This window comes from Pigmentiphaga sp. NML080357, from assembly GCF_002188465.1.
Taxonomy (GTDB): Bacteria; Pseudomonadota; Gammaproteobacteria; order Burkholderiales; family Burkholderiaceae_B; genus Pigmentiphaga.
Genome location: NZ_NINW01000043.1, coordinates 14,485 through 36,165 on the forward strand (window position 1 = coordinate 14,485; position 21,681 = coordinate 36,165).

At 66.8% G+C, this 21,681-nt stretch carries 24 protein-coding genes; 21 read left to right on the forward strand and 3 right to left on the reverse strand.

From position 1 onward, the window contains the following. The first annotated feature begins 2 nt into the window (after positions 1-2). Positions 3-989, forward strand: a complete 987-nt coding sequence (locus CDO44_RS19830; protein ID WP_087782020.1) for a tripartite tricarboxylate transporter substrate binding protein — start codon at positions 3-5, stop codon at positions 987-989. 30 nt (positions 990-1,019) lie between these two features. Here the strand turns inward: CDO44_RS19830 and CDO44_RS19835 are convergent, their stop codons facing one another. Next, on the reverse strand, positions 1,020-1,925 hold the full coding sequence (locus CDO44_RS19835) for a LysR family transcriptional regulator (RefSeq protein ID WP_087782092.1): 906 nt from the start codon (positions 1,923-1,925) through the stop codon (positions 1,020-1,022). A gap of 115 nt (positions 1,926-2,040) precedes the next feature. Here CDO44_RS19835 and CDO44_RS19840 point away from each other — a divergent pair, with 115 nt between their 5' ends. The 7 genes from CDO44_RS19840 to CDO44_RS19870 all read left to right on the forward strand — a co-directional run bounded on the left by CDO44_RS19840 (position 2,041) and on the right by CDO44_RS19870 (position 7,341). Next, positions 2,041-3,024 carry a 2Fe-2S iron-sulfur cluster-binding protein gene (locus tag CDO44_RS19840; RefSeq protein ID WP_087782021.1) on the forward strand — a complete coding sequence of 328 codons (984 nt, stop codon included), beginning with the start codon at positions 2,041-2,043 and terminating at the stop codon, positions 3,022-3,024. 44 nt (positions 3,025-3,068) lie between these two features. Further along, a complete protein-coding gene (locus CDO44_RS19845) occupies positions 3,069-4,328 on the forward strand; it encodes an aromatic ring-hydroxylating dioxygenase subunit alpha (protein WP_087782022.1) in 1,260 nt (419 codons plus the stop codon). Positions 4,329-4,347: 19 nt separating this feature from the next. Continuing rightward, on the forward strand, positions 4,348-4,821 hold the full coding sequence (locus tag CDO44_RS19850; protein ID WP_087782023.1) for an aromatic-ring-hydroxylating dioxygenase subunit beta: 474 nt from the start codon (positions 4,348-4,350) through the stop codon (positions 4,819-4,821). 7 nt (positions 4,822-4,828) lie between these two features. Further along, complete coding sequence (locus CDO44_RS19855) at positions 4,829-5,140, forward strand: non-heme iron oxygenase ferredoxin subunit (protein WP_198951404.1); 312 nt, start codon at positions 4,829-4,831, stop codon at positions 5,138-5,140. Positions 5,141-5,174: 34 nt separating this feature from the next. Further along, a complete protein-coding gene (locus CDO44_RS19860; RefSeq protein WP_087782025.1) occupies positions 5,175-5,552 on the forward strand; it encodes a chorismate mutase in 378 nt (125 codons plus the stop codon). Continuing rightward, complete coding sequence (locus CDO44_RS19865; protein ID WP_369824696.1) at positions 5,545-6,534, forward strand: Bug family tripartite tricarboxylate transporter substrate binding protein; 990 nt, start codon at positions 5,545-5,547, stop codon at positions 6,532-6,534. Before CDO44_RS19860 ends, CDO44_RS19865 begins: the two co-directional genes overlap by 8 nt. 147 nt (positions 6,535-6,681) lie before the next feature. After that, on the forward strand, positions 6,682-7,341 hold the full coding sequence (locus CDO44_RS19870; protein ID WP_087782027.1) for a TetR/AcrR family transcriptional regulator: 660 nt from the start codon (positions 6,682-6,684) through the stop codon (positions 7,339-7,341). 10 nt (positions 7,342-7,351) lie between these two features. Here CDO44_RS19870 and CDO44_RS19875 read toward each other — a convergent pair whose 3' ends face one another. Beyond that, on the reverse strand, positions 7,352-8,278 hold the full coding sequence (locus tag CDO44_RS19875; protein ID WP_087782028.1) for a nitronate monooxygenase family protein: 927 nt from the start codon (positions 8,276-8,278) through the stop codon (positions 7,352-7,354). 170 nt (positions 8,279-8,448) lie between these two features. Between CDO44_RS19875 and CDO44_RS19880 the strand changes: the two genes are divergently transcribed. From CDO44_RS19880 to CDO44_RS19925, 10 genes are all read left to right on the forward strand, one after another. Then, positions 8,449-9,999, forward strand: a complete 1,551-nt coding sequence (locus CDO44_RS19880; protein WP_087782029.1) for an AMP-binding protein — start codon at positions 8,449-8,451, stop codon at positions 9,997-9,999. A gap of 25 nt (positions 10,000-10,024) precedes the next feature. Continuing rightward, the gene (locus CDO44_RS19885) at positions 10,025-10,984 is read left to right on the forward strand and encodes a tripartite tricarboxylate transporter substrate binding protein (RefSeq protein ID WP_158213354.1); all 960 of its coding nucleotides are present in this window, start codon (positions 10,025-10,027) and stop codon (positions 10,982-10,984) included. A 5-nt stretch (positions 10,985-10,989) separates the two neighbouring features. Continuing rightward, on the forward strand, positions 10,990-11,274 hold the full coding sequence (locus tag CDO44_RS19890) for an extradiol ring-cleavage dioxygenase (RefSeq protein ID WP_087782031.1): 285 nt from the start codon (positions 10,990-10,992) through the stop codon (positions 11,272-11,274). Then, positions 11,259-12,092 carry a protocatechuate 3,4-dioxygenase gene (locus tag CDO44_RS19895; protein WP_087782032.1) on the forward strand — a complete coding sequence of 278 codons (834 nt, stop codon included), beginning with the start codon at positions 11,259-11,261 and terminating at the stop codon, positions 12,090-12,092. The genes CDO44_RS19890 and CDO44_RS19895 overlap by 16 nt, the downstream gene beginning before the upstream one ends. Continuing rightward, entirely contained in the window at positions 12,089-13,441 is a 1,353-nt protein-coding gene (locus CDO44_RS19900) for an aromatic ring-hydroxylating dioxygenase subunit alpha (RefSeq protein ID WP_087782033.1), read from the forward strand. Before CDO44_RS19895 ends, CDO44_RS19900 begins: the two co-directional genes overlap by 4 nt. A gap of 4 nt (positions 13,442-13,445) precedes the next feature. After that, a complete protein-coding gene (locus tag CDO44_RS19905) occupies positions 13,446-14,018 on the forward strand; it encodes a 3-phenylpropionate/cinnamic acid dioxygenase subunit beta (protein ID WP_087782034.1) in 573 nt (190 codons plus the stop codon). 158 nt (positions 14,019-14,176) lie between these two features. After that, the gene (locus CDO44_RS19910; RefSeq protein WP_198951405.1) at positions 14,177-15,061 is read left to right on the forward strand and encodes an SDR family NAD(P)-dependent oxidoreductase; all 885 of its coding nucleotides are present in this window, start codon (positions 14,177-14,179) and stop codon (positions 15,059-15,061) included. A 53-nt stretch (positions 15,062-15,114) separates the two neighbouring features. Continuing rightward, the gene (locus tag CDO44_RS19915) at positions 15,115-15,954 is read left to right on the forward strand and encodes an alpha/beta fold hydrolase (RefSeq protein WP_087782036.1); all 840 of its coding nucleotides are present in this window, start codon (positions 15,115-15,117) and stop codon (positions 15,952-15,954) included. 48 nt (positions 15,955-16,002) lie between these two features. Continuing rightward, positions 16,003-16,806, forward strand: a complete 804-nt coding sequence (gene hpaH / locus CDO44_RS19920; protein WP_087782037.1) for a 2-oxo-hept-4-ene-1,7-dioate hydratase — start codon at positions 16,003-16,005, stop codon at positions 16,804-16,806. A gap of 10 nt (positions 16,807-16,816) precedes the next feature. Beyond that, positions 16,817-17,590 carry an aldolase/citrate lyase family protein gene (locus CDO44_RS19925; RefSeq protein ID WP_087782038.1) on the forward strand — a complete coding sequence of 258 codons (774 nt, stop codon included), beginning with the start codon at positions 16,817-16,819 and terminating at the stop codon, positions 17,588-17,590. On the opposite strand, the gene CDO44_RS19930 is transcribed toward CDO44_RS19925, so the two are convergent. Then, complete coding sequence (locus CDO44_RS19930; RefSeq protein WP_087782039.1) at positions 17,577-18,548, reverse strand: tripartite tricarboxylate transporter substrate binding protein; 972 nt, start codon at positions 18,546-18,548, stop codon at positions 17,577-17,579. The two genes, CDO44_RS19925 and CDO44_RS19930, sit on opposite strands and share 14 nt — an antisense overlap. A gap of 142 nt (positions 18,549-18,690) precedes the next feature. Between CDO44_RS19930 and CDO44_RS19935 the strand changes: the two genes are divergently transcribed. The 3 genes from CDO44_RS19935 to CDO44_RS19945 are packed head-to-tail and all read left to right on the forward strand — an operon-like array spanning position 18,691 to position 21,674. Next, positions 18,691-19,275: a VOC family protein gene (locus CDO44_RS19935; protein ID WP_087782040.1), complete on the forward strand. Its 585-nt coding sequence runs from the start codon at positions 18,691-18,693 to the stop codon at positions 19,273-19,275. Next, positions 19,268-20,911: a bifunctional 3-(3-hydroxy-phenyl)propionate/3-hydroxycinnamic acid hydroxylase gene (locus CDO44_RS19940; protein WP_198951406.1), complete on the forward strand. Its 1,644-nt coding sequence runs from the start codon at positions 19,268-19,270 to the stop codon at positions 20,909-20,911. The genes CDO44_RS19935 and CDO44_RS19940 overlap by 8 nt, the downstream gene beginning before the upstream one ends. 4 nt (positions 20,912-20,915) lie before the next feature. Then, positions 20,916-21,674: an IclR family transcriptional regulator gene (locus CDO44_RS19945; RefSeq protein WP_087782042.1), complete on the forward strand. Its 759-nt coding sequence runs from the start codon at positions 20,916-20,918 to the stop codon at positions 21,672-21,674. Positions 21,675-21,681: the final 7 nt, after the last annotated feature.

Consider the following 21,681-nt stretch of genomic DNA (forward strand, 5'->3'; position numbering starts at 1 on the left):
CCATGAGGCCTGTTTTCTCCTTCCGGCGCCGTTTCCTGGTCGCGGCGACCGCCCTTGCCTGCGTCGCGCCCGCCGCCGTCCTGGCGCAATCCGGCTATCCGTCCAAACCCATCAAGTTCGTGGTGGGCTATCCGGCCGGGGGATCGGTCGACCAGATGGGGCGCGTGATCGGCGAAGCCATGGCGCGTCGCCTGAATGGCGTGGCGGTCGTCGAGAACCTGGGCGGGGCGGCCGGCGCCATCGGCGCGCAGCGCGTCGTCAATAGCGCCCCCGACGGCTACACGCTGCTGGCCGGATCGAGCAACGAACTGGTCGCCACCCGCCAGATCAACCCTGCCCAGCGCTACGACGCGCGCAAGGATCTCACGCCTATCGGCATGGTGGCCTGGGCACCCGTCATCCTCGCCGCCGGACCCAAGACCGGCATATCGTCCCTCGCGGAACTGGTGGCCGACGCCCGCAAGCATCCGGGCAAGTACAGCTATGGCAGTTCGGGCGTGGGCTCCACCCTGCACTTCGCCGGAGAGCTCTTCAAGCAGCAGGCCGGCCTTGCCATGACGCACATCCCCTACCGGGGCGTGGCGCCGCTCACCAGCGATCTCGTCGGCGGCAGTCTCGACCTGGCGGTGCTGTCGCCCACGGCGGCCGTGCCGTTCATCAAGACGGGGCGCATCAAGCCGCTCGCCGTCACCGGGTCCAAGCGCATTCCGTCGCTGCCGGACGTGCCCGCCATGAACGAACTTCCCGAGCTGAAGAACTACGAACTGGCCGGCTGGTTCGCCATCATGGCGCCGCGGGGCCTGCCCGAGGCGTTGCGCTCGAAGCTGGCCGAAACGCTGCAGCAGACGCTGCAGGATCCCGCGGTGCGCGCCAACCTGGAAGCCGCCGGCATGGAAATGGCGACCGGTCGCGAAAACCTGGGCAAGTTGCTGGCGGACGAAAGCGCCAAGTACGCCCAACTCGTGAAGTTCGGCGGCATGCGCGAGTGATCCGCGGCGGCCTCGCGCCGCCTTGCGGCGTCACTTGTCCGAGAATTCTTCGAAGATCAGGTTGCGCAGCCACTGGTTCGACGGTTCGCGATGGAACTTCGCGTGCCAGAAAAGATTGATGCCTGTCTTGGGCAGTGCCACGGGATGGTTCACTGCCTTGAGATTGAACGGATCCAGGCACTCGGCCGCGTAGCGTTCGGGCACGGTGGCGATCATGTCGGTGGACTGCAAGATGTGGCCGACGGCCACGAAATGCGGCACGGTCAGGCGGATCTTGCGCTCGATGCCTTTTTTCTTCATGAACTCGTCCACTACCCCATGACCCGTGCCCGCCGACACGGCGACCACGTGGTCCGCCTTGCGGAAGGCTTCGAGCGTCAGCTTGCGGCCGTCCAGTTCGTGGCCGCGGCGGAACATGCAGACGTACTTCTGGGTGAATAGCCGGCGCTGGAAGAAACCCGCGCTGAGCTGCGGCAGCAGGCCTATCGCCAGGTCCACGTGGCCGGTCTCCATTTCGTCGCGCAGATTGACGGCGGTGTTGCGCACGGTGTTGATCGAGACGCCCGGCGCGACCCTCGCCGTGAGTTCCATCAACCGTGGCAGGAAATAGATCTCGCCGATGTCGGTCATGCCTACCGTGAACGTGCGCGTGCTGCTGGCCGGGTCGAAGGTGCTCCGGAAGTTCAGCGTGTCCTGGATGGTGCCGAGCGCATAGGCAATGGGTTCCGCCAGCTGGCGCGCGTAAGGGGTGGGCTCCATGCCGCGGGTGGTGCGCAGGAAGAGTTCGTCGCCCAGCAGCTTGCGCAGCCGGTTCAATGCATTGCTGACCGCCGGTTGCGTCAGCCCGAGTTTCTCAGCGGCGCCGGAAACCTTGCGCTCCATCAGCATCTGGTTGAAGACGACCAGCAGGTTGAGGTCGATGTCTTTCAGTTCCATGGCCTTCACCATTCATGGTGGTGATTGAGTCTATTCACCATATTCTATATATAAATAATTCCCCCGTTCCTATACTTCGTCGACGATCACAACTACTCCAAGACGCGAGACACACATGGAACTGGTGGTACAGCCCCTGGGCCGATCGCTGGCGGTGGAGCCGGGCGCGAACCTGCTGCAGACGCTGCGCAGCAATGACGTGCCCGTGTCCTACAGCTGCATGGCGGGCCGCTGCGGCACCTGTCGATGCAAGGTGCTGGAGGGCGGGGTGCTCGAGTCCGGCCGGGAGGCCAAGCTGACCAATCCGCACGACGGCCGCTATGTCCTGGCCTGCATGAGCGTCCTGACGGACAACTGCACCATCGAGATCCCCGAAGTCGACGAACTGGTCGTGCATCCGGCCAAGGTGCTCAAGACCACCGTGGCGAAGATAGAGGCCGTCACCCACGACATACGCCGCGTCGTGCTGCAATCGGCGAAGACGCTGGAGTTCTCGCCGGGCCAGTACGCCACGCTCCAGTTCACGCCCGGGCACGTGCGCCCCTATTCCATGGCGGGACTCAGCGGCAACGAGCTGGAGTTCCACGTGCGGGTCGTGCCGGGCGGGCGGGTGTCGGGCTATATCGATACGCAGCTCAAGGCGGGCGACCAGGTGCGCGTGAGCGGGCCGCTGGGAACGGCCTACCTGCGCCGCAAGCATGCCGGCCCGATGCTGTGCGTCGCCGGGGGAACCGGGCTGGCGCCGGTGCTCTCGATCGTGCGCGGTGCGCTCGAAGCAGGCATGCGCAACGACATCCACCTGTATTTCGGCGTGCGCTCGGAGCAGGACATCTATGGCAAGCCCTGGCTCGACGCGCTTGCTGCCGAGCACGACAATCTGCACGTGCACGTCATCGTGGCGGCGGGAGCCGAAGTGCCGGGGCATCGCAGCGGCCTCGTGACCGACGCGGTGGATGCCGACTGGCCCACGCTGTCGGGCTGGCGAGCTTATTTGTGCGGCTCGCCTCCCATGGTCGACGCCGCCACGCTGGTGTTGGCGCGCAAGGGGTTGCCCGCCGAACACATCTACGCCGACGCATTCTACGCAAGCAGCGATTGATCGCGCCCGGGCGCGATCTCAACCACCACGATCAGGAGGCAAGCATGGGCGACACTACCGTCTTCCCCCGCGAACTCGAATGGAAGGGCGGCGGCTCCAGCCGCATCCCGTTCTGGGCCTATACCGACGAGTCGCTCTACAAGAAAGAACTCGAGCGCTTCTTCTATTCGGGCCACTGGAACTACGTCGGCCTGGAAGCCGAGATTCCCAACCCCGGGGACTTCAAGCGCACGGTGATCGGCGAGCGGTCCGTCATCATGACCCGGGCCGAGGACGAGACCATCCACGTGATCGAGAACGTCTGCGCGCACCGCGGCATGCAGTTCTGCCGGGAGCGCAGCGGCAACCGCAAGGAGCTCGTCTGTCCCTACCATCAATGGAATTACACGCTGAAGGGCGACCTGCAGGGCGTGCCGTTCCGGCGCGGCGTCAAGCAGGGAGGCAAGGTCAATGGCGGCATGCCGGCGGATTTCAAGACCTCCGATCACAACCTGAACAAGCTCAAGGTCGCGACGCGCGGCGGCGTGGTGTTCGCGTCGTTCGACCACGACGTGCCGTCGCTCGAGGATTTCCTCGGACCCGTCATCCTGAGCTACTTCGACCGCCTGTTCAATGGCCGCAAGCTCAAGCTGCTGGGCTACAACCGCCAGCGCATCCCGGGCAACTGGAAGCTGATGCAGGAGAACATCAAGGACCCGTACCACCCGGGCCTCCTGCACACCTGGTTCATCACCTATGGACTGTGGCGGGCCGACAACAAGTCCGAGCTGAAGATGGACGACCAGTTCCGCCACGCCGCCATGATTTCCACGCGCGGCTCGGCGGGCGTGAAGTCCGAGGTCACCGCCGGCGTGACCAGCTTCAAGGAGACGATGGAGATCAACGACAAGCGCCTGCTGGACATCGTGCACGAGCCGTGGTGGGGAGAACCTACCGCCGTGATGATGACGATCTTTCCCAGCGTGATCTTCCAGCAGCAGGTCAACAGCGTCTCCACGCGGCACATCCAGCCCAACGGCCACGGTTCGTTCGATTTCGTCTGGACCCACTTCGCGTTCGAGGACGACACGCCCGAGATGATCCAGCGCCGGCTGATCCAGGCCAACCTGTTCGGTCCCGCGGGATTCGTGTCGGCCGACGACGGCGAGGTAATCGAGTTCTCGCAGAGCGGCTTCGAGCAGAAGCCTTATCACCGCGCGCTGGCGGAACTGGGCGGGACCGGCGTCGAGAACACCGACCACATGGTGACCGAAACGCTGATCCGCGGCATGTACGAGTACTGGCGAAAGGTGATGGATGTCTGAGGCGCCTGGAGAGACGAACATGAACGATTTGCAGACCTATCTCGAAGTGGCCCGCCTGCATGCCGACTACGCGGCGGTCGTGGACAACCGGCAATGGGAGGCGTGGCCGGAGTTCTTCCTGGACGAGTGCGAGTACAAGATCCAGCCGCGCGAGAACTTCGACCGGGGATTCCCGCTGGCCACGCTCTACCTGATCAGCAAGGCCATGCTGAAGGACCGCGTGTACGGCATCAGCGAGACGCTGTTTCACGATCCCTACTATCAGCGCCACGTGTGCGGCCTGCCGCGCATCCTGAAGGACGAGGGCGGGGCGCTGCACGTGGAAGCCAACTACGCCGTGTTCCGCACCAAGCTGACGGGCGAGTCCACCGTCTACAACGTGGGGCGCTACATCGACCGCATCCGCCGCACGCCGGACGGGCTGAAGTTCGAGTCGCGGATCTGCGTGTTCGATACCGAGATGATTCCCAATTCCCTGATTTATCCGATTTGAGGTGGCTATGGCTGAATGGACCGATGTGGCGGCGACGGACGACGTACCCGAAGACGACGTGATCGGCGTGCAGGCGGCGGGCAAGGACCTGGCGCTGTACAGCGTGGACGGCGAGTTCTACGCTACCGACAACATCTGTACGCACGGCCACGCGCGCCTGTGCGACGGATTCCTGGAAGGGCACGAGATCGAATGCCCGCTCCACCAGGGCAGATTCGACGTTCGCAGCGGCAAGGCAATGTGCGCGCCGTTGACCGAGGACATCAGGACCTACCCCCTCAAGGTCGAGGGCGGCCGGATCTGGCTGCAATTGGGTTAGGGCTGCGTGGTTGATAGCGTCTTGGAGACATGCAATGCAGGAGCCTGATCAAGCAGGCCGCCCATTGAGGGCTTATACCGATCCCGATTACGAGCCGCTGTGCGCCACGCTGGCCGAGGTCCGCGCCAACATCGACCGGCTCGACGACCTGATCGTGGCGCTGCTGGCGCAGCGCGCCATGTACGTGAAGGACGCCGCGCGCTTCAAGAAGGACGCCTTCCAGGTCAGCGCCCCGGCGCGCCAGGCCGAAGTGTTCGCCAAGGTGCGGGCGCTGGCCAGCCGCCACAACCGGGGGTTCGACGGGCTGGAGGATGTGGTCGAGGCCGGCTACCGGGCGCTGGTAACCGCGTTCATCGCGGCCGAGCAGCAGTATCACGACAAGATGACCCGCACGGAGGATGGAGATGCCTAGTAAATCGTGGGGACGCGCCGCGGCGCGGGGAATGGCGGCTGCGCTGGTGGCCTGTGCGTTGCCCTTGGCGGCGCAGGCCCAGGCCTGGCCCGCGCATCCGCTCAAGTTGATCGTTCCGTTCGGCCCCGGGTCCAGTCCCGACCAGGTGGCCAGGGTGGTGGGAGACAGGCTGGGCGGCCTGCTGGGCCAGACGGTGGTGGTGGAGAATCGCCCGGGCGCCAGCGGCAACATCGGCACCAACGCCATCGCCAAGGCGCCGCCGGACGGCTACACCTTCGGGGTGTCGATCACCGGCCCGCTGGTCAACAATACCGTCCTGTTCGATTCGCTGCCCTATGATCCGGCCAAGGACCTGGCGCCGCTCACCCTGGCCGTGCACCAGCCCAACGTGCTGGTGGTGCCGGCCTCCTCGGGCATAGGCAGCGTCGCGCAGCTGCTCGAGGCGCTGAAGAAGAACCCGGACAAATTCAATTTCCCGTCGACAGGCGCGGGCACGGTGTCGCACCTGTCGGTCGAACTGATGCTGCAACGGATAGGCGCCAAGGCGGTGCATGCGCCGTATCCCTCGTCGCCTGCGGCGCTGACTTCGCTGCTGTCGGGCGACACCCAGTTCGCCGCGCTGCCGCCCATCGCGGTCATGCCCATGGTGAAGGACGGCAGGCTGAAGGCGCTGGCGGTGACCTCCTCCAAGCGTTCGGCGCTGCTGCCCGATATCCCGACCCTGGGCGAAGCGGGCGTGCCGGGCATCGAGGGCTCGGCCTGGATAGGTTTCGTCATTTCGTCCAAGGTCTCCGCCGACATCCAGAAGAAGCTGTCCGACGCCCTCGTCGCGGCGCTCAAGGACCCCGAGGCGGCGAAGAAGCTCGAGACCCAGTACATGGAGCCGGCGGCCACCACGCCGCAGGAATTCCGGCGCTACATGGACGACGAGCTCAAGCGCTGGGCGCCCCTGATCAAGAAGCTGGGACTCAAAGGCCAATAGCAGGAAGGAGCCGCCGCGGCGCCGCCCGGCGGGCGATGAGACCCTGACGCGATCCGCGGGCATGTTGCACAATAGGGGCCGGCACGCGACACGCCGGCCCGAGCGGCATGGCGGGCATGCGGACGACATCAGGATGGCTCATCGCATATGAAGAATGACACTGGAACGAAGCGCAAGCCGGCGGCCACGCCGGCCAAGGCCGCCGCTTCCAAACCCGCGCGCCGCGCGACCACCCCGCGCGGCGGCAAGACGGATTTGCAGCGGGCCGACTGGGTGCGCGCCGGGCTGCGCGTGCTGGCCCAATCCGGCGTGGACGCCGTGCTCATCCCCAGGCTGGCGACAGACCTGGGCGTGACCAAGGGCAGTTTCTACTGGCACTTCGAGTCGCGCGACGACCTGCTGCTCGCATTGATCGAGGAGTGGAAGCAGCATGCCACGCTGCGGGTGATCGAGATCGTCGAGAGCGCATCCACCTCGCCGCAGGAGAAGATCCGCATGATCGCCTTCATCGGCACCAATTCCCCCATCGACGAATTCGGCGGTGCCATCGAGCTGGCCGTGCGCAATTGGGCCCGCACCAACCCCGACGTGCGGCAGGCCGTGGCCGATGTCGACAAGCAGCGCCTGAGCTACCTCGCCAAGCTGTACGCCGACGTCGGATCCACGGTCGATCCCGAGCTGCTGGCTTGCCTGCACTATAGTTTCTCGACCGGGCTGCGCCTCATCTTCGCCTATCCGGAAAAGCAGAAACTGGCCATGCGGCAGGCCGCGCTCGACAACATCTTCTTTCCTCCTGCCGCCAAGTAGTCTCCGCGCTTCAGGCCGCTTGGCTCCGCAAGCGTTCCATGCCGGCCAGCGCCTCGGCATACTCGGCCGCCAGCCTGGCCACGATGTCGGCGGCCGAGGCGACCCCGTCGATCGCGCCCACGCCCTGCCCGGCGCTCCATACGTCGCGCCAGGCCTTGGCTTCGCCGCCGTCTTCCCGCTTGCCGAATGAAAAGCTGCGGCGCTCGCGCGCAGCAAGCGTCCCGATGTCCACCCCCACCGCCTCGAAGCTCTTGGCCAGGTAATTGGCGGGCAGGCCCGTGACGGCATCGCTGCAGACAATGTCGGCAGCCGTCGCATCCACCACCATGTTCTTATACGCGTCATGGGCGTTGGCTTCGCGCGAGGCGATAAAGCGTGTGCCGATGTAGGCCAGGTCTGCGCCCATCGCTTGTGCCGCCACGATCTGGCGGCCCCCCGCAATGCATCCCGACAGCACGACCAGGCCATCGAAGATCCGCCTGACTTCGTCGGTGAACGCCATGGGATTGATGCTGCCGGTATGGCCTCCCGCGCCCGCGCAAACCAGTATCAGTCCGTCGACGCCGGCGTCGATGGCCTTGCGCGCATGCCGCAGGGTGGTGACGTCGTGCAGCACCTTGCCGCCATAGGCGTGCACGCGCCTGACCACGTCGCCGGGCGGGTTCAGGCTGGTGATGACGATGGGCGCTTCATGCCGGCACACCACGTCCAGGTCGTGGGCCAGCCGCGCGTTGCTCGGATGGACGATGAGATTGACCGCGTAGGGCGCGGCCGGCCAGGGCGGCTGGCCGCGGTCCCAGGCATCGATGGCTTCCCGCACATAGGCGAGCCACGACGCGAGCTCGCTCTCCGGGCGTGCGTTGAGCGACGGGAACGCGCCGATGATCCCCGCCTTGCACTGCTCGGCCACGAGCTCCTTGGAAGAAACGATGAACATGGGCGAACCCACCGCGGGTACGCGCAGGCGCCATGGATGAGGCGCGTGATTCCATTGTCGGGACGGCGAGTTCAAGGGTTTCTCCCAGGGTTGACGGTCACGGAGGCGTTCAATAGAGTAGTTTCCATACCGACCAGTATGGAACGGAATCAGGATCAAGGCAAGATGCGATGACGAGCCCCGAACACTTCCACGGCCATGCCTCCATGGGCGAACGCAGCGTGCCGCTGCAATCGCTGTGGTCGCGCGGCGCGCGACTGGCCGAGGCACTGCGCGTGCGCGGCGTGCGCGAAGGCGACGCGTTGGCCATGCTGATGCGCAATGATCTCTGCTTTCTCGAGGCCATGGTGGCCGCCAACCTGCTCGGGGCCTATGCCGTTCCCGTTAACTGGCATCAGAAAGCGGACGAAGTGGCGTTCATTCTTGCCGATGCCGCGGCGCCCGTGCTGCTGGCCCATGCCGATCTGCTGGCGGGCGTGGCGCATGCCATTCCGGCAAGCGTACGCGTGATCGCGGCCGCCACGCCCTTGGAAATCCGCGAGGCCTATGGCATCGATCCGGCCTGTTGCGAAGTGCCGGCGGGAACGGAAAACCTCGACGACGTGATCGCCGCTCACGGCGAACTGGCGGACCGTTCCGTGGCCGGTACGCGCGGCAGCATCATCTATACCAGCGGCACCACGGGCCGGCCCAAGGGCGTGCGGCGCGCGGCGCTGGAGCCGGACGAGGCGCGCCGTTTCGCCGCGCTGTCGCAGCAGTGGTTCGATCTGCGGCCCGGCGTGCGCACGGTCATGGCGGGGCCCATGTATCACAGCGCGCCCAACACCTATACCCGGTCGGTGCTGCAATCGGGCGGCAGCATTGCGCTCATGCCGCGCTTCGACGCCGAAGGGCTGCTGGCGCTGATCGAGCGCGAACGCATCACGCATCTTCATCTCGTGCCAACGATGTTCGTGCGGCTGCTGCGCCTGCCCGAACCCGTCCGCGCCCGCTACGACCTGAGCTCGCTGGAGTTCGTCATCCATGGCGCGGCACCCTGTGCGCGCGAGGTCAAGCAGGCCATGATCGAATGGTGGGGACCGGTCATCCACGAGTACTACGGCGCGACGGAAACCGGAATGGCCAGCCGCAGTTCTTCGCAGGAATGGCTGGCCCGGCCGGGAACCCTGGGCAAGGCATGGCCCGGCCGCGAGCTGCGCGTCTACGGCGAAGACGGACGGCGCCTCGGACCCGGGCAGATCGGCGAGATCTACGTGGGATTGCAAGGCGTACCCAACTTCACATACCTGAACGCCGCCGACCAGCGCGCGCAGATCGATCGCGACGGTCTCGTCACCAACGGCGACATCGGCTATCTGGACGAGGACGGCTATCTGTTCCTGGTCGACCGGAAGAAGGACATGGTCATCTCCGGCGGCGTGAACATCTACCCGGCCGAGATCGAATGCGCGCTGGCCGAGCACGAGGACGTGGCCGACAGCGCCGTGATCGGCGTGCCCGACGCCGAGTACGGCGAAAAACTCGTGGCTTTCGTGCTGCCGTCGCCGGGGTGCACGGTGGGGGAAGACGAACTGCGCGCCTTCCTCAAACGTAAGCTCGCGAATTTCAAGGTGCCCAAGCGCTTCGTCTTCGTCGACGAATTGCCGCGGGACGACTCCGGCAAGCTGATGAAGCGCAAGTTGCGGGAGCCCTATTGGGCCGGTCGGGCAACGGCCATCTGAACGTATGCGCCGCGAGGAGACGACGATGAGAGTGACTGTGGCTGTAGCCGCGCTGGCGGCGGTCCTGGCGGGTTTCCCGGCCTGGGCGAAGTATCCCGAGCGGCCGATCCGGTTGATCGTGCCCTATCCGGCGGGCGGCACCACCGACGTGCTTGCGCGGCTCGTCGCCAAGGACATGGCCGAGGCGCTGGGGCAGGAGGTGTTCGTGGAGAACCGCGCCGGCGCCGCCACCATCGTGGGCGTGGACGCGGCGGCAAGGGCGCCCAGCGACGGCTACACCATCCTGCTGGCGACGGCGACGTCGTTCGCGGTCAATCCCCACATCTACAAGAAGCTGCCATATCGCCTGGACGAATTCATACCCATCGGCTTCATCGGCGAGGCCCCCATCCTGCTGGTTTCGCCGGTCGCCTATCCCGCCCGCAACCTGACGGAGCTGATTGGCCGATTGAAGGCGGACGGCGCGGGCGCTGCGATCGCCACCACGGGCAAGGGCGGCTTCTCTCACCTGACGGCGGCCATGTTCTTCAATGCCATCGGCGCCAAGTACCGCGACGTGCCTTATCGGGGCGAGGCGCCCGCGATCCAGGACGTGGTCGGCGGACAAGTGAATCTGTACTTCGGCAGCATGCCCGGTACGCTGCCCCATGTGAGCTCCGGACGGTTGCGCGCCTACGGCGTGACGTCCGAGCAGCGTTCCCCCTCCGCGCCGGGTATCCCGTCCTTTGCCGAGCAGGGGTTGCCGCAGGTCGTGGCCACGTCGTGGTTCGGATTATCCGCGCCCAAGGGCACGCCGCAGGACGTGATCGCCACGCTGGGCGTCGCGCTGGCCAAGGCCATGAAGGAAAAAAGCATGCGCGACCGGCTGGCGCAGGAAGGCGCCGTGACGCGCGAGATGTCGCCGGCCGAGTTCGCCGACTACATCCGGCGCGACAACGAACGCTGGGGCGCCATCGTGCGCGCCGCCGGCGTGGAAGCGGAGTAGGCGTCATGGTCGGCTACATGCTCGAGCAGGTGTTGTACGACCTGGGCACGCGCCGCGATGCCCGCAGCGCCTTCGCCCAGGACGCCCAGGCATTCCTGGCCCGCTACAGGCTGCCGGCGGCGGCGGCGAAGATGGTGGCCGAGTTCGACGTGGCGGCGCTGCAGCGGGCCGGTGTCAGCCCCTTGCTGACCTATGGCTACTGGATGACCAACGCGCCGACCAGGACGCGGGCGGCCTACCTCGCCCAATTGCGCGGACAAGAAGGAGAGGGCGCATGGCCAAGATCGTAGGCGGTTTCGTCATGCCGCACGAACCCGGCATCTTCTACATGCCGGAGGATCGTTGGACCGACGGACAGCGGCGCGTCATGGCTGCCTACGGCGACATCGCGCGCAGGATAGGCGAGCTTGGCGCCACGGCCGCGATCGTGGTGGGCGCCGATCACTACGTGCTGTTCGGCCCAGGATGCCTGCCCAGCTATCTGATCGGCATCGGCGACGTCAGCGGCCCATACGAGAAATTCGCCGGTATCGACCAGGGGCCGATTCCCAACCACGTGCCGCTGGCCGAGCACATCGCCTTCCACGGCCGCGCCAACGGCTTTGACTGGGCCGTGGCCAAGGTGCTGCGGGTGGATCACTCCATCGGACTGCCGGCGCGCGTATGCGCCCTGTCCAATCCATCCGTGCGGGGCGTGATTCCGGTGTATCTCGCCAGCGGTGTCGAGCCCGTGATCTCCCTGAGCCGCGCCTACGAACTGGGCGGCGCGCTGCGGCGCGCGGTCGAGGCCTGGGCGGGCGAGGAGCGTGTGGTGGTGATCGGCTCCGGCGGCATCAGCCACTGGGTGGGCATGCCGCAGATGGGCCGGGTGAACGAGGCCTTCGACCGGCAGGTGCTCGAATGCGTGGTGCGCGGCGATGCCGCGCCGCTCCTGGCGCTGCGCGATGCCGACGTGCTGGAGCAGGCGGGCAACGGCGCCTTCGAGATTCGGAATTTTCTTTGCATGATGGGCGCGCTGCCTGGCCGTACCGGAAGGCTGCTGTGCTATGAGCACGGCGACGAATGGGTGACCGGCCTGGGGTTCGCCGAAGTCCTGGAGCCAGCATGAATTCGACCCTTCTTCGTACGGACGGCCCGCGCGCGCAGGCGCGGCTCCGGCAACCGGAAACTGTCGGCGTGGAGGAACTGCGCGCCCTGGTGGACCTCGAGCACGGCGCGATCGACCGCCGCGTGTACTGGGACGAGGCCATCTACCGGCTGGAGCTGGAACGCATCTTCGCGCGCTGCTGGCTGTTCGTGGCGCACGAGAGCCAGGTCGCCGAACCCGGCGACTTCCTGACCACCTACATGGGCGAGGACGGGGTGATCGTGGCACGGGACGCCAGCGGCGCCATCAACGTGTTCCTCAACTCCTGCACCCATCGCGGGAACCGGATCAGCCTGGCGGAAGTGGGCAACCGTCGCCGGTTCACCTGCAACTATCACGGGTGGACCTTCGGGCTGGACGGCGCGCTGGTGGCGCTTCCGCATGAAGATATCTACCAGCGGACCTGCCCCGGGTTCGACAAGGCGGATCTGGGCCTGCATCGCGCGCGGGTCGCCAGCTACAAGGGGCTGGTATTCGCCACCTTCGACGAGGAGGCGCCCGGCCTGGACGAATACCTGGGCGACTACCGCTGGTACCTCGACGTGCTGCTGGACAACGACGAAGGTGGCACCGAGTTCCTGGAAGGCAGCATCAAGTCGCGCATGGCATGCAACTGGAAATTCCCGGCCGAGAACTTCGCCGGCGATTCCTATCACGCCGCCTGGACGCACAACTCGGGCGCCATCGCCATGCTGGGCATGGGCGTGGGCAAGTCCGACCAGGAGAACAGCTACCAGGTCAACGTCAACGGGCACGGGTGGCAGTTCGGGCTCGACATGATCGGCAACGCCATGGTGCTGGGCGAGCAGGACATCGTCGATTACCTGCGCGAAAGGCAGGAAAAGGTGGCCGCCCGCCTGGGCAAGCTGCGCTCGCGCATGGTGGGAGCGATCAGCTCCGCCAACCTTTTTCCCCACATGTCGTTCCTGCCGGGGCAGAGCACCTTCCGGACCTGGCATCCCAAGGGGCCGAAGGGCATCGAGCTGCATACCTGGGTGCTGGTGAACAAATCCGCGCCCGAAAGCCTGAAGAACCTCTACATGAAGGGTGTCATGCGGACGTTCTCGCCCTCGGGCACGCTGGAGATGGACGACGGTGACAACTGGGAGAACTCGACCCAGACCAACGAGGGCGTGGTGACCCGGCGCCAGAAACTGCACTACGCGCTCGGGCTCGACAGCCGCATCGAACATCCCGAGTTGAAGGGCTCGGTGCACCTGCGCAAATACAACGATTCGAACCAGCGCGCCTTCTATCGCCAATGGCTGGCGATGATGTGCGACGAGCGCGCACCCGCGACGAGGAGCTGAAGCCATGCCCGTGAACCTTGGCGAGACGCCCGCATTGCGCAAGCCGGTTACCTTGCCCCCGCCGCCCTTGCCGCCGCGCGAGCTGGTATTCGAAGTGGAGCAGTTCCTGTATCGCGAGGCGCGCATGCTGGACGACGAGCGCTATCAGGAGTGGCTGGGCCTGATGACGGAGGACGTGCATTACTGGATGCCCGGCATCCAGGCCCGCCACCGGCGCGACCGGAAGCCGCGACTGGATCCTGCGCGCATGGCCTTCTTCGACGACGACCTGCTCAACATGCGCCGGCGCGTGACGCGCTTTCTCGACCCGACGGCGTGGGCCGAAGACCCTCCCACGAGGTCCTGCCATGTCATCTCGAACATCGAAGTGGAACTGACCGAGGCGCCGGACGAGTATCGCGCCTATTCCGCGTTCGTCAACTGCCGCGGCCGAGGAGAGACCGAGGAGTACTGGCTGTCTGGACGCCGCAAGGACCTGCTACGGCGCGTCGAGGACGGGAGCCTGCGCCTGGCCTCGCGCGAGATCGTCATCACGCAGACCGTGCTGCTGGCCAAGAACCTGAACGTCTTCCTATGAGCGCGCCCGCCCGGCCGCCCGAAGGGGGCGCTCCCTCCCTTGGGGAGGATGTCGCGCAGCGACAGGAGGGTCTTCCTATGAGCGCGCCCGCCCGGCCGCCCGAAGGGGGCGCTCCCTCCCTTGGGGAGGATGTCGCGCAGCGACAGGAGGGTCGTCCGGTGAGCGCGCCCGCCCGGCCGCCCGAAGGGGGCGCTCCCTCCCTTGGGGAGGATGTCGCGCAGCGACAGGAGGGCTCACAAGTTATCGCGCCCGGCTGGCTGCCGGGCCAGGTGGCGCTGGTTACCGGCGCGGCCGCCGGCATAGGCCGCGCCGTGGCGGAGCGCTATCTCGACGAGGGCGCGGCCGGGGTGGTGTGCGTGGACGCCGACGAAGCCGGACTGCGGGACCTGGCCGGCCGCCATGCGGGCCGCATCGAGACCGTGGCGGGCGACGTGCGCGACTACGCCGTCCATGAGCGGGCGGTAGGCCGCGCGCTGGCCGTCTACGGCCGGCTGGACATCCTGGTGGGCAACGCCGGCGTGTTCGATTTCCGCCGCCCGTTGCGCGGCTATACGGCACCGGCGCTGGCCGCCACCATGGACGAGCTGTTCGGGATCAACCTGCGCGGCTACCTGTACGCCGCCATGGCGGCGCGCGAGGCGCTGGAGGCCGCCGCGGGATGCATGATCTTCACCGCCTCGGTCGCGAGTTTTCATGCCGGCGGAGGCGGCGTGCTCTACACCATGGGCAAGCACGCGGTAGTGGGCATGGTGCGCCAGCTGGCCCTGGAGCTTGCGCCTCGCGTGCGCGTCAACGGTGTCGGGCCGGGCGGGACCTTGACCGGGCTGCGGGGCACCCGCGCCCTGGGACACGGCGAGCGGCACATCGGCGCCGATCCGCGGGCGTTCGACGAACGGGTGGCCGCAGCCGTCCCACTGGCCTTCGCGCAGCGGCCGCAGGACCACACCGGCCTCTATGTGCTGCTGGCCAGCCGCGACAACGCGAGGGCGGTCACCGGCGAGATATTCATGAGCGATGGCGGCGTCGCCGCGCGCTCGATCTAGAGAAAAGGGTGAAGGCCACCCCCGCGCCCTTCGGGCGCCCCCTGGGAGTCGACATGGAAGCATCCGCGCAGTCCCGTCATCCGGCGCAAGGCCGCAGCGTCGAGGCCAATGGCATCCGCACCAACTATCACGAGGCGGGCGAGGGACCGCCGCTGATCCTTCTGCACGGTTCGGGCGCCGGAGTCAGCGGCTGGGAGAACTGGCACGGCGTGATGCCGGCATTCGCCCGCCGCCATCGCGTGCTCGTGCCGGACATCGTGGGCTTCGGCTTCACAGAGAGACAGCCAGGCGCCAAGTACAACATCAAGGTCTGGGTACAGCACCTCCTGGGCTTCATGGACGCCATGGGCGTGGAGCGGGCCGATCTCGTGGGCAATTCCTTCGGCGGCGCGCTGGCCCTGGCCGTGGCCCTGCGCAACGGCCACCGTGTCGGCAAGATGGTGCTGATGGGTACGCCCGCGGGGGAGTTCGAGCAGCGCGCTTCGTCGGCCCGCTCGTGGTACTACCAGCCGTCGCTCGAGAACATGGCCGAACTGCTGCGCACCTTTCCCTACGATCCGGCCATCGTCACCGACGAGATGGTCCGGCTGCGCCACGAGGTGAGCCTGCTGGCGGGCGGCATGGACGCCTACCGGAAGTTGTTCCCCGAGCCAGGCCAGGCCGGCGAGGTCAAGATGGTCAAAGGCATACCGGAAGAGGATCTGGCGTCGGTGCAGGCGCCGGTCCTGGTGCTCCACGGCCGCGACGACCAGCGCGTGCCGGTGGAATGCGGACTGCGCATCGCCCGGCGGTGCCCGCGCGCCGACCTGCACATGTTCGGCCTGTGCGGACATTGGGTGCAGATCGAGCGACGCGAGGCCTTCGTCGAGTTGGCCTCGTCTTTCCTGGCGTGACCCTGCCAGGACCTTGCGCATCGCGCCATCAACCGAAAAGGATGCTTCATGATCGATCCGGACACCTCATTGCGGCTGGCTAGGGAGCTGGAAGCCGCCGAACGCAGCCGCGTGCCGGTGCGGCAGTTTTCGCTGCGCCATCCCGACATGACGGTGGACGACGGCTACGGCATCCAGCGGGCATGGCTGGGCTTGAAGCTGCAGAGCGGCCGCGCGTTGCGGGGACACAAGATCGGCCTCACTTCGCGCGCCATGCAGCAGTCCAGCCAGATCGACGAACCCGACTACGGCGCGCTGCTCGACGACATGTTCTACGAGTCCGGCCATGACATTCCCGGCGACCGCTTCCTGGCGCCGCGAGTGGAGGTCGAACTGGCCTTCGTGTTGGGCAGGCCGCTGCGCGGGCCCGGGGTGACGGTATTCGATGTGCTTCGCGCCGCGGACTATGTGGTGCCGGCGCTGGAGATCATCGATGCGCGCATCGAGCAGCTCGATCGCGAGTCGGGCCGGCCGCGCAAGGTCTTCGACACCATCTCGGACAACGCCGCCAGCGCCGGCGTGGTGCTGGGCGGCCGGCCGGTGCGCCCGGACGCGCTGGACCTGCGCTGGTGCGGGGCATTGCTGCACAAGAACGGGATCATCGAGGAGTCGGGGCTGGCCGCGGCGGTGCTGGGCCATCCCGCCACCGGCGTTGCCTGGCTCGCCAACAAACTCGCGCGGCATGGCGAAGCGCTGGGCGAGGGCGAGGTCGTGTTGGCCGGTTCCTTTACCCGTCCCGTGGCGGGCGCCTGCGGAGACACTTTCCATGCCGACTATGGCCGGCTGGGTTCGATCAGCTTTCGCTTTGCCTGAGGGGGGCATCATGATGCTGCCCGAGAATGCGTTCAAGCGCGCCGTCTCCTGCCGGGAACGGCTCATCGGCCTGTGGGCCGCGATGGCCGATCCCTATGGCGCGGAAATCTGCGCCCAGGCCGGATTCGACTGGATCCTGCTGGACGGCGAGCACGCTCCCAACGACCTGCGCAGCATCCTGGCGCAACTGCAGTCCCTGGCGCCCTACCGCGCCGCGCCGGTGGTTCGCGTGCCCGAAGGCAATGCCGTACTGCTCAAGCAATATCTCGACATAGGCGTGCAGAACTTCCTGGTCCCCATGGTGGAGTCAGCCGAACAGGCGCGCGCCATCGTGGCCGCGACCCGCTATCCGCCGCAAGGTACGCGCGGCGTCGGCAGTTCCATCGCCCGGGCCTCGCGCTGGGCACGCTACACGGACTATCTGCACGCCGCTAACGGCCAGGTCTGCGTGCTCGCGCAAGTCGAAACCGCCGCGGGCGCCGAACGTATCGAAGACATTGCCGCGGTGGACGGGGTGGACGGCATTTTCATCGGACCGGCCGATCTTGCGGCGTCGATGGGACACCTGGGCAATCCCGGCCATCCCGAGGTCGGCTCGGCCATAGCCAGGGCGATGGCCAGGACCCTCGCCCTGGGCAAGGCGGTCGGCACGCTGACCGCCGAGCCTGCTTCGATACGCCGCTACCTGGAGCAAGGGGCGAGCTTTATCGCGGTGGGCGTGGATACCGCGCTGCTCGCACGGGCGACGCGGGACCTGGCCGCGGCCTGGATCAATCCAGCTTGACGTTGGCCTTGCGCACGACCGCGCCCCACTTGGCACGGTCTGCCTCGATGAACGCCGCGAACTCCGCCGGCGTATTCCCTTTCAGTTCTCCGCCATACGAGCGCCATTTCTCTGCCAGTTCGGGCGATTGCGCCGCCTTGCGCATGGCCTCGCTCAGCTTGTCGACGATGGCTTTGGGCGTCCCGGCCGGCGCCAGCAGGCCTTGCCATGCAATGGGCTCGAAATCGGTGATGCCCGCCTCCGCGAAAGTCGGTACGTTGGGGAAGGTGGGATGCCGCTGCTTGCCCGTGATCGCCAGCAGCTTGAGCTTGCCGGCGCGGATGTTACCGGCCGCGGCGGGCAGTCCGTCGAACATCAGCTGCACCTGTCCGGCCAGCAGGTCGGCGTAGGGGCTGTTGCTGTTGTACGGAACGAAGTTGAGCTTGGCGTTGGCGCTGAAGCCGAACCATTCGCCCGACAGATGCGAGTAGCTGCCTGGCCCTTGCGTGGCGACGTTGACCGTGTCCGGCTTGGACTTCATCAGCGCCAGGAGGCCCGGGACGTCGTTGGCGGGCAGCTTGGGCGTGGCGATGAGGCCCGTATTGAGAATGCCCAGCAGGCTGACCGGCGTGAAATCCTTGGCCGCATCGAACGGCAGCTTGGAATAGAGGTGCGGGACCACCGATAGCGTGCTGGTCGTGCCGATGTACAGGGTATAGCCGTCAGGCGTGGCGCGTGCCGCCGCCTCCGTGCCGATGATGCCCGAGGCGCCCGGGCGATTATCTACGAACACGGTCTGCCCCAGCACCTTGGTGAGTTCGGTGGCGATTTCCCGGGCGTTGGCGTCCGGCCCGGTGCCGGCCGCGAAAGGCGCGATGATGCGCACGGCGCGGGCCGGGTAGTCATCCGCGTGCGCGCCCGTTGCCAGCATGGCGACGCCCAGCGCCGAGAAGCCGAGACTGCGGAAGAAAGCATTCATGTGTCGTCTCCGGTAAGCATCACGTGTCCTATCCGCGGTTTGTATTTCTATTATCAAATTACAAGAATTTGTGTATATTAAAAACAAGTAAATCATAAAAATCAACAACTATTCTCTTTTAAAGAGAATGATTGGAGGAAAAATGAATGCGAACTTGTCCGCCGCTGCTCCTGGCCGCCCGGCAGCCTTGCCGCTGGCGTTCAGCCACCTCGGCCTTTTCGTCCGCGATATCGACGCGGTGGCGAACTTCTACAAGACGGTGCTGCGCTTCACCGAAACCGATCGCGGCAACCTCGGCCATGCGCGGCTCATCTTCCTGAGCCGGGATCCCTCCGAGCATCACCAGATCGTTCTCGTTTCGGGCCGTCCCGAAGAGCTGCGCTTCAACGTGGTCAACCAGATCTCGTTCCGGGTGCCCGACCTGGCAACGCTGAGGCGTTTCCACGAGCTGCTCGTGGCGGCCGGCGTGGACGACATCCAGCCCGTGACCCATGGCAACGCCGTCTCCATCTATTGCCGCGATCCCGAGGGCAACCGCCTGGAGATCTTCATGGACACCGACTGGTATTGCGAGCAGCCGCTGCGCGAGCCCGTCGACTTCCGCGACAGCGACGAGGAAATCATGCGCAAGGCGGAGGCCATCGCCCGCCGCTATCCGCGCTTCCAGCCGCGGGCGGAATGGCAGGCCCGGATCGCCAAGCTGATGGAAGCCGACCAGAATGGCTGACCTGAAAGCCCCCCCCTACGCGTTGTCGCGCGCCTCCCAGGGGGCGGACCGGCAGAGCCGGATCCGCGGCGTCCTGGGCGAGCAGCGTCCTCTCACCGGATGCGGGTGGCGGGTCGCGCCACGGAAAGCCGGGGCGACGTTGGTCGACGTGGCTATCGTCGGCTATGGCCCCGTCGGCGCAATGCTGGCCAATCTGCTCGGCCAGGCGGGCTTGTCCGTGCTCGTGATCGACAAAGAGCCGGACATCTATCCACTGCCGCGCGCCATCCATTTCGATGGCGAAGTCATGCGCATTTTCCAGAGCGCGGGCCTCAAAGACGAGGTGGCGGCGGTGACCCGGCCTGGCAGCCAGGGCATGCATTTCGTCAATGCCGAGGGACGAACCCTGCTGATACGCGGCGGCACTGCGGAGCTGGGCCCGCACGGATGCGCCAACAACTACTACTTCCACCAGCCCGAACTCGAGCGCGTGTTGCGCGAAGGCGCAGCTAGGTTCCCCAACGTGGAGGTGCGCCTGGGCTGCGAGGTGATGGCGCTGCGCGACGGTCCGGCCTGCGTGGAACTGGAGCTCGGGGATGGTGCCGAGCCGCAGCGGCGCCTGGCGCGCGCGCGCTATGTCGTGGGGTGCGATGGCGCCCGTTCGCTCGTGCGCAAGACCATGGGCAGCCGGATGGAAGACCTGGGACTGCACCAGCCATGGCTGGTGTTCGATGCGATCCTGAAAGACGAGGGCCTGCCCTTGCCCGGGCATACCATCCAGTACTGCGATCCCGCGCGGCCCATGACGTACTGCAACGTCGTCGGTCGCCGGCGGCGCTGGGAAATCATGATCATGCCCGGCGACGACACCGCCGCGATCGTCCGGCCCGACAGGCTGTGGAAATTGGTCGAACGCTGGATCACCCCCGAGCACGCGGAGCTCGAGCGGGCCGTGGTCTACACCTTCCATTCCGTGCTGGCGCACGGGTGGCGCAAGGGCCGCATGCTGCTCGCCGGCGATTCCGCGCACCAGACGCCGCCTTTCCTGGGCCAGGGCATGTGCGCCGGCATGCGCGATGCCGCCAACCTGGCATGGAAACTGGAGGCCGTGCTGCGCGGCCGCGCCATGCCCGAATTGCTGGACACCTACGAATCCGAGCGGGCACCCCATGTGCGGGCTTTCGTCGAACTGGCCGTGCGGCTGGGGGCGATCATCCAGACTACGGACCCCGACGCCGCCCGCGAGCGCGACCGGCGCTTCGAGGCGGGCGGGCCGGAGATCTTCGAGTTTCCGTCACCGGCCCTGGGGCCAGGACTCCAGGCCAATGAGCCGCCGCCCGCAGGGCAGCCCTTTCCGCAGCCCCGCCTGGAGGACGGCAGGCTGCTGGACGAGGTGCTGGGCGACCGCATGGCGATCATCGGCGAGCCGGACGTAGTGCATGGCGTGGGAGAGGCCGCGCGCGAACGATGGCGCGCGATGGATGCGGTCGTGCTCGACCGTCCGGGCCGTACACTAGCGGCCTGGCTCGAGGCGCATGGCGCGCGGGCCATCGTGCTGCGTCCCGACCGCTACGTGATGGGAATGGCGCGCACCTCCGAAGAACTCGAGCGCATCACGGCCCGCCTGCCCGCGGCCGAGGTCGCTTTGTCCCGATGACCGCATGGAAGAAAAATCCGCCACCAGCCTGGAGCGCATGCTGCGGGTGCTGGACTTGTTCGACGACGAACACCTGACCCGCACCGCGGAAGAGATCGCGTCGCTGCTGGACGTGTCCCTGCCCACCGGCTATCGCTACGTGAAGACCCTGGGCGATGCGGGGCTGCTGCAGCGCGCGGGCGATTCGCGCTATGCGCTGGGCCCCCGCATCGTGGTGCTGGACTATTACATCCGGCGGGCCGATCCCCTGCTGCGGGTCGCGATTCCGCACATGGCCGATCTGGTCGAGAAGACGAGCTTCGATTGCGTGACGTCCGCGTGGTTCGGCTCGCAGATCCTCGACACGCACCGCGAGATGGGCAAGGCGCCCGCGACGCTGGCCTACGGGCGCGGACGGCCTCGCCCGCTGTTCAGCGGCGGTGCGCCCAAGGTCATCCTCGCTTCGTTCCCTCCCGCGCAATTGCGCAAGTTGTTCGACGCCCATCCCGCCGACATCGCCCGCGCCGGCCTGCCCACCGAGTGGCCCGCTTTCCGCAAGTACTACGCCGCGATCCGCCGGGCCGGCCATTACGTATCGCGCGGAGAACTGGAACCGCAGCTGGCCGCCATCGCGGCGCCCATTCCCAAGGCCGATGGCGGAGTATGGGGCGCCTTGTCGGTGGTGATCGACATGCCGCGCATCGATGTGGTGGACGTGTCGCGGGTGGTGCAACTGGTCAGGCAGGCGGCGGGACGGATCGCGGACGAGTTGGCGGAGGGCTAGCGGCGTC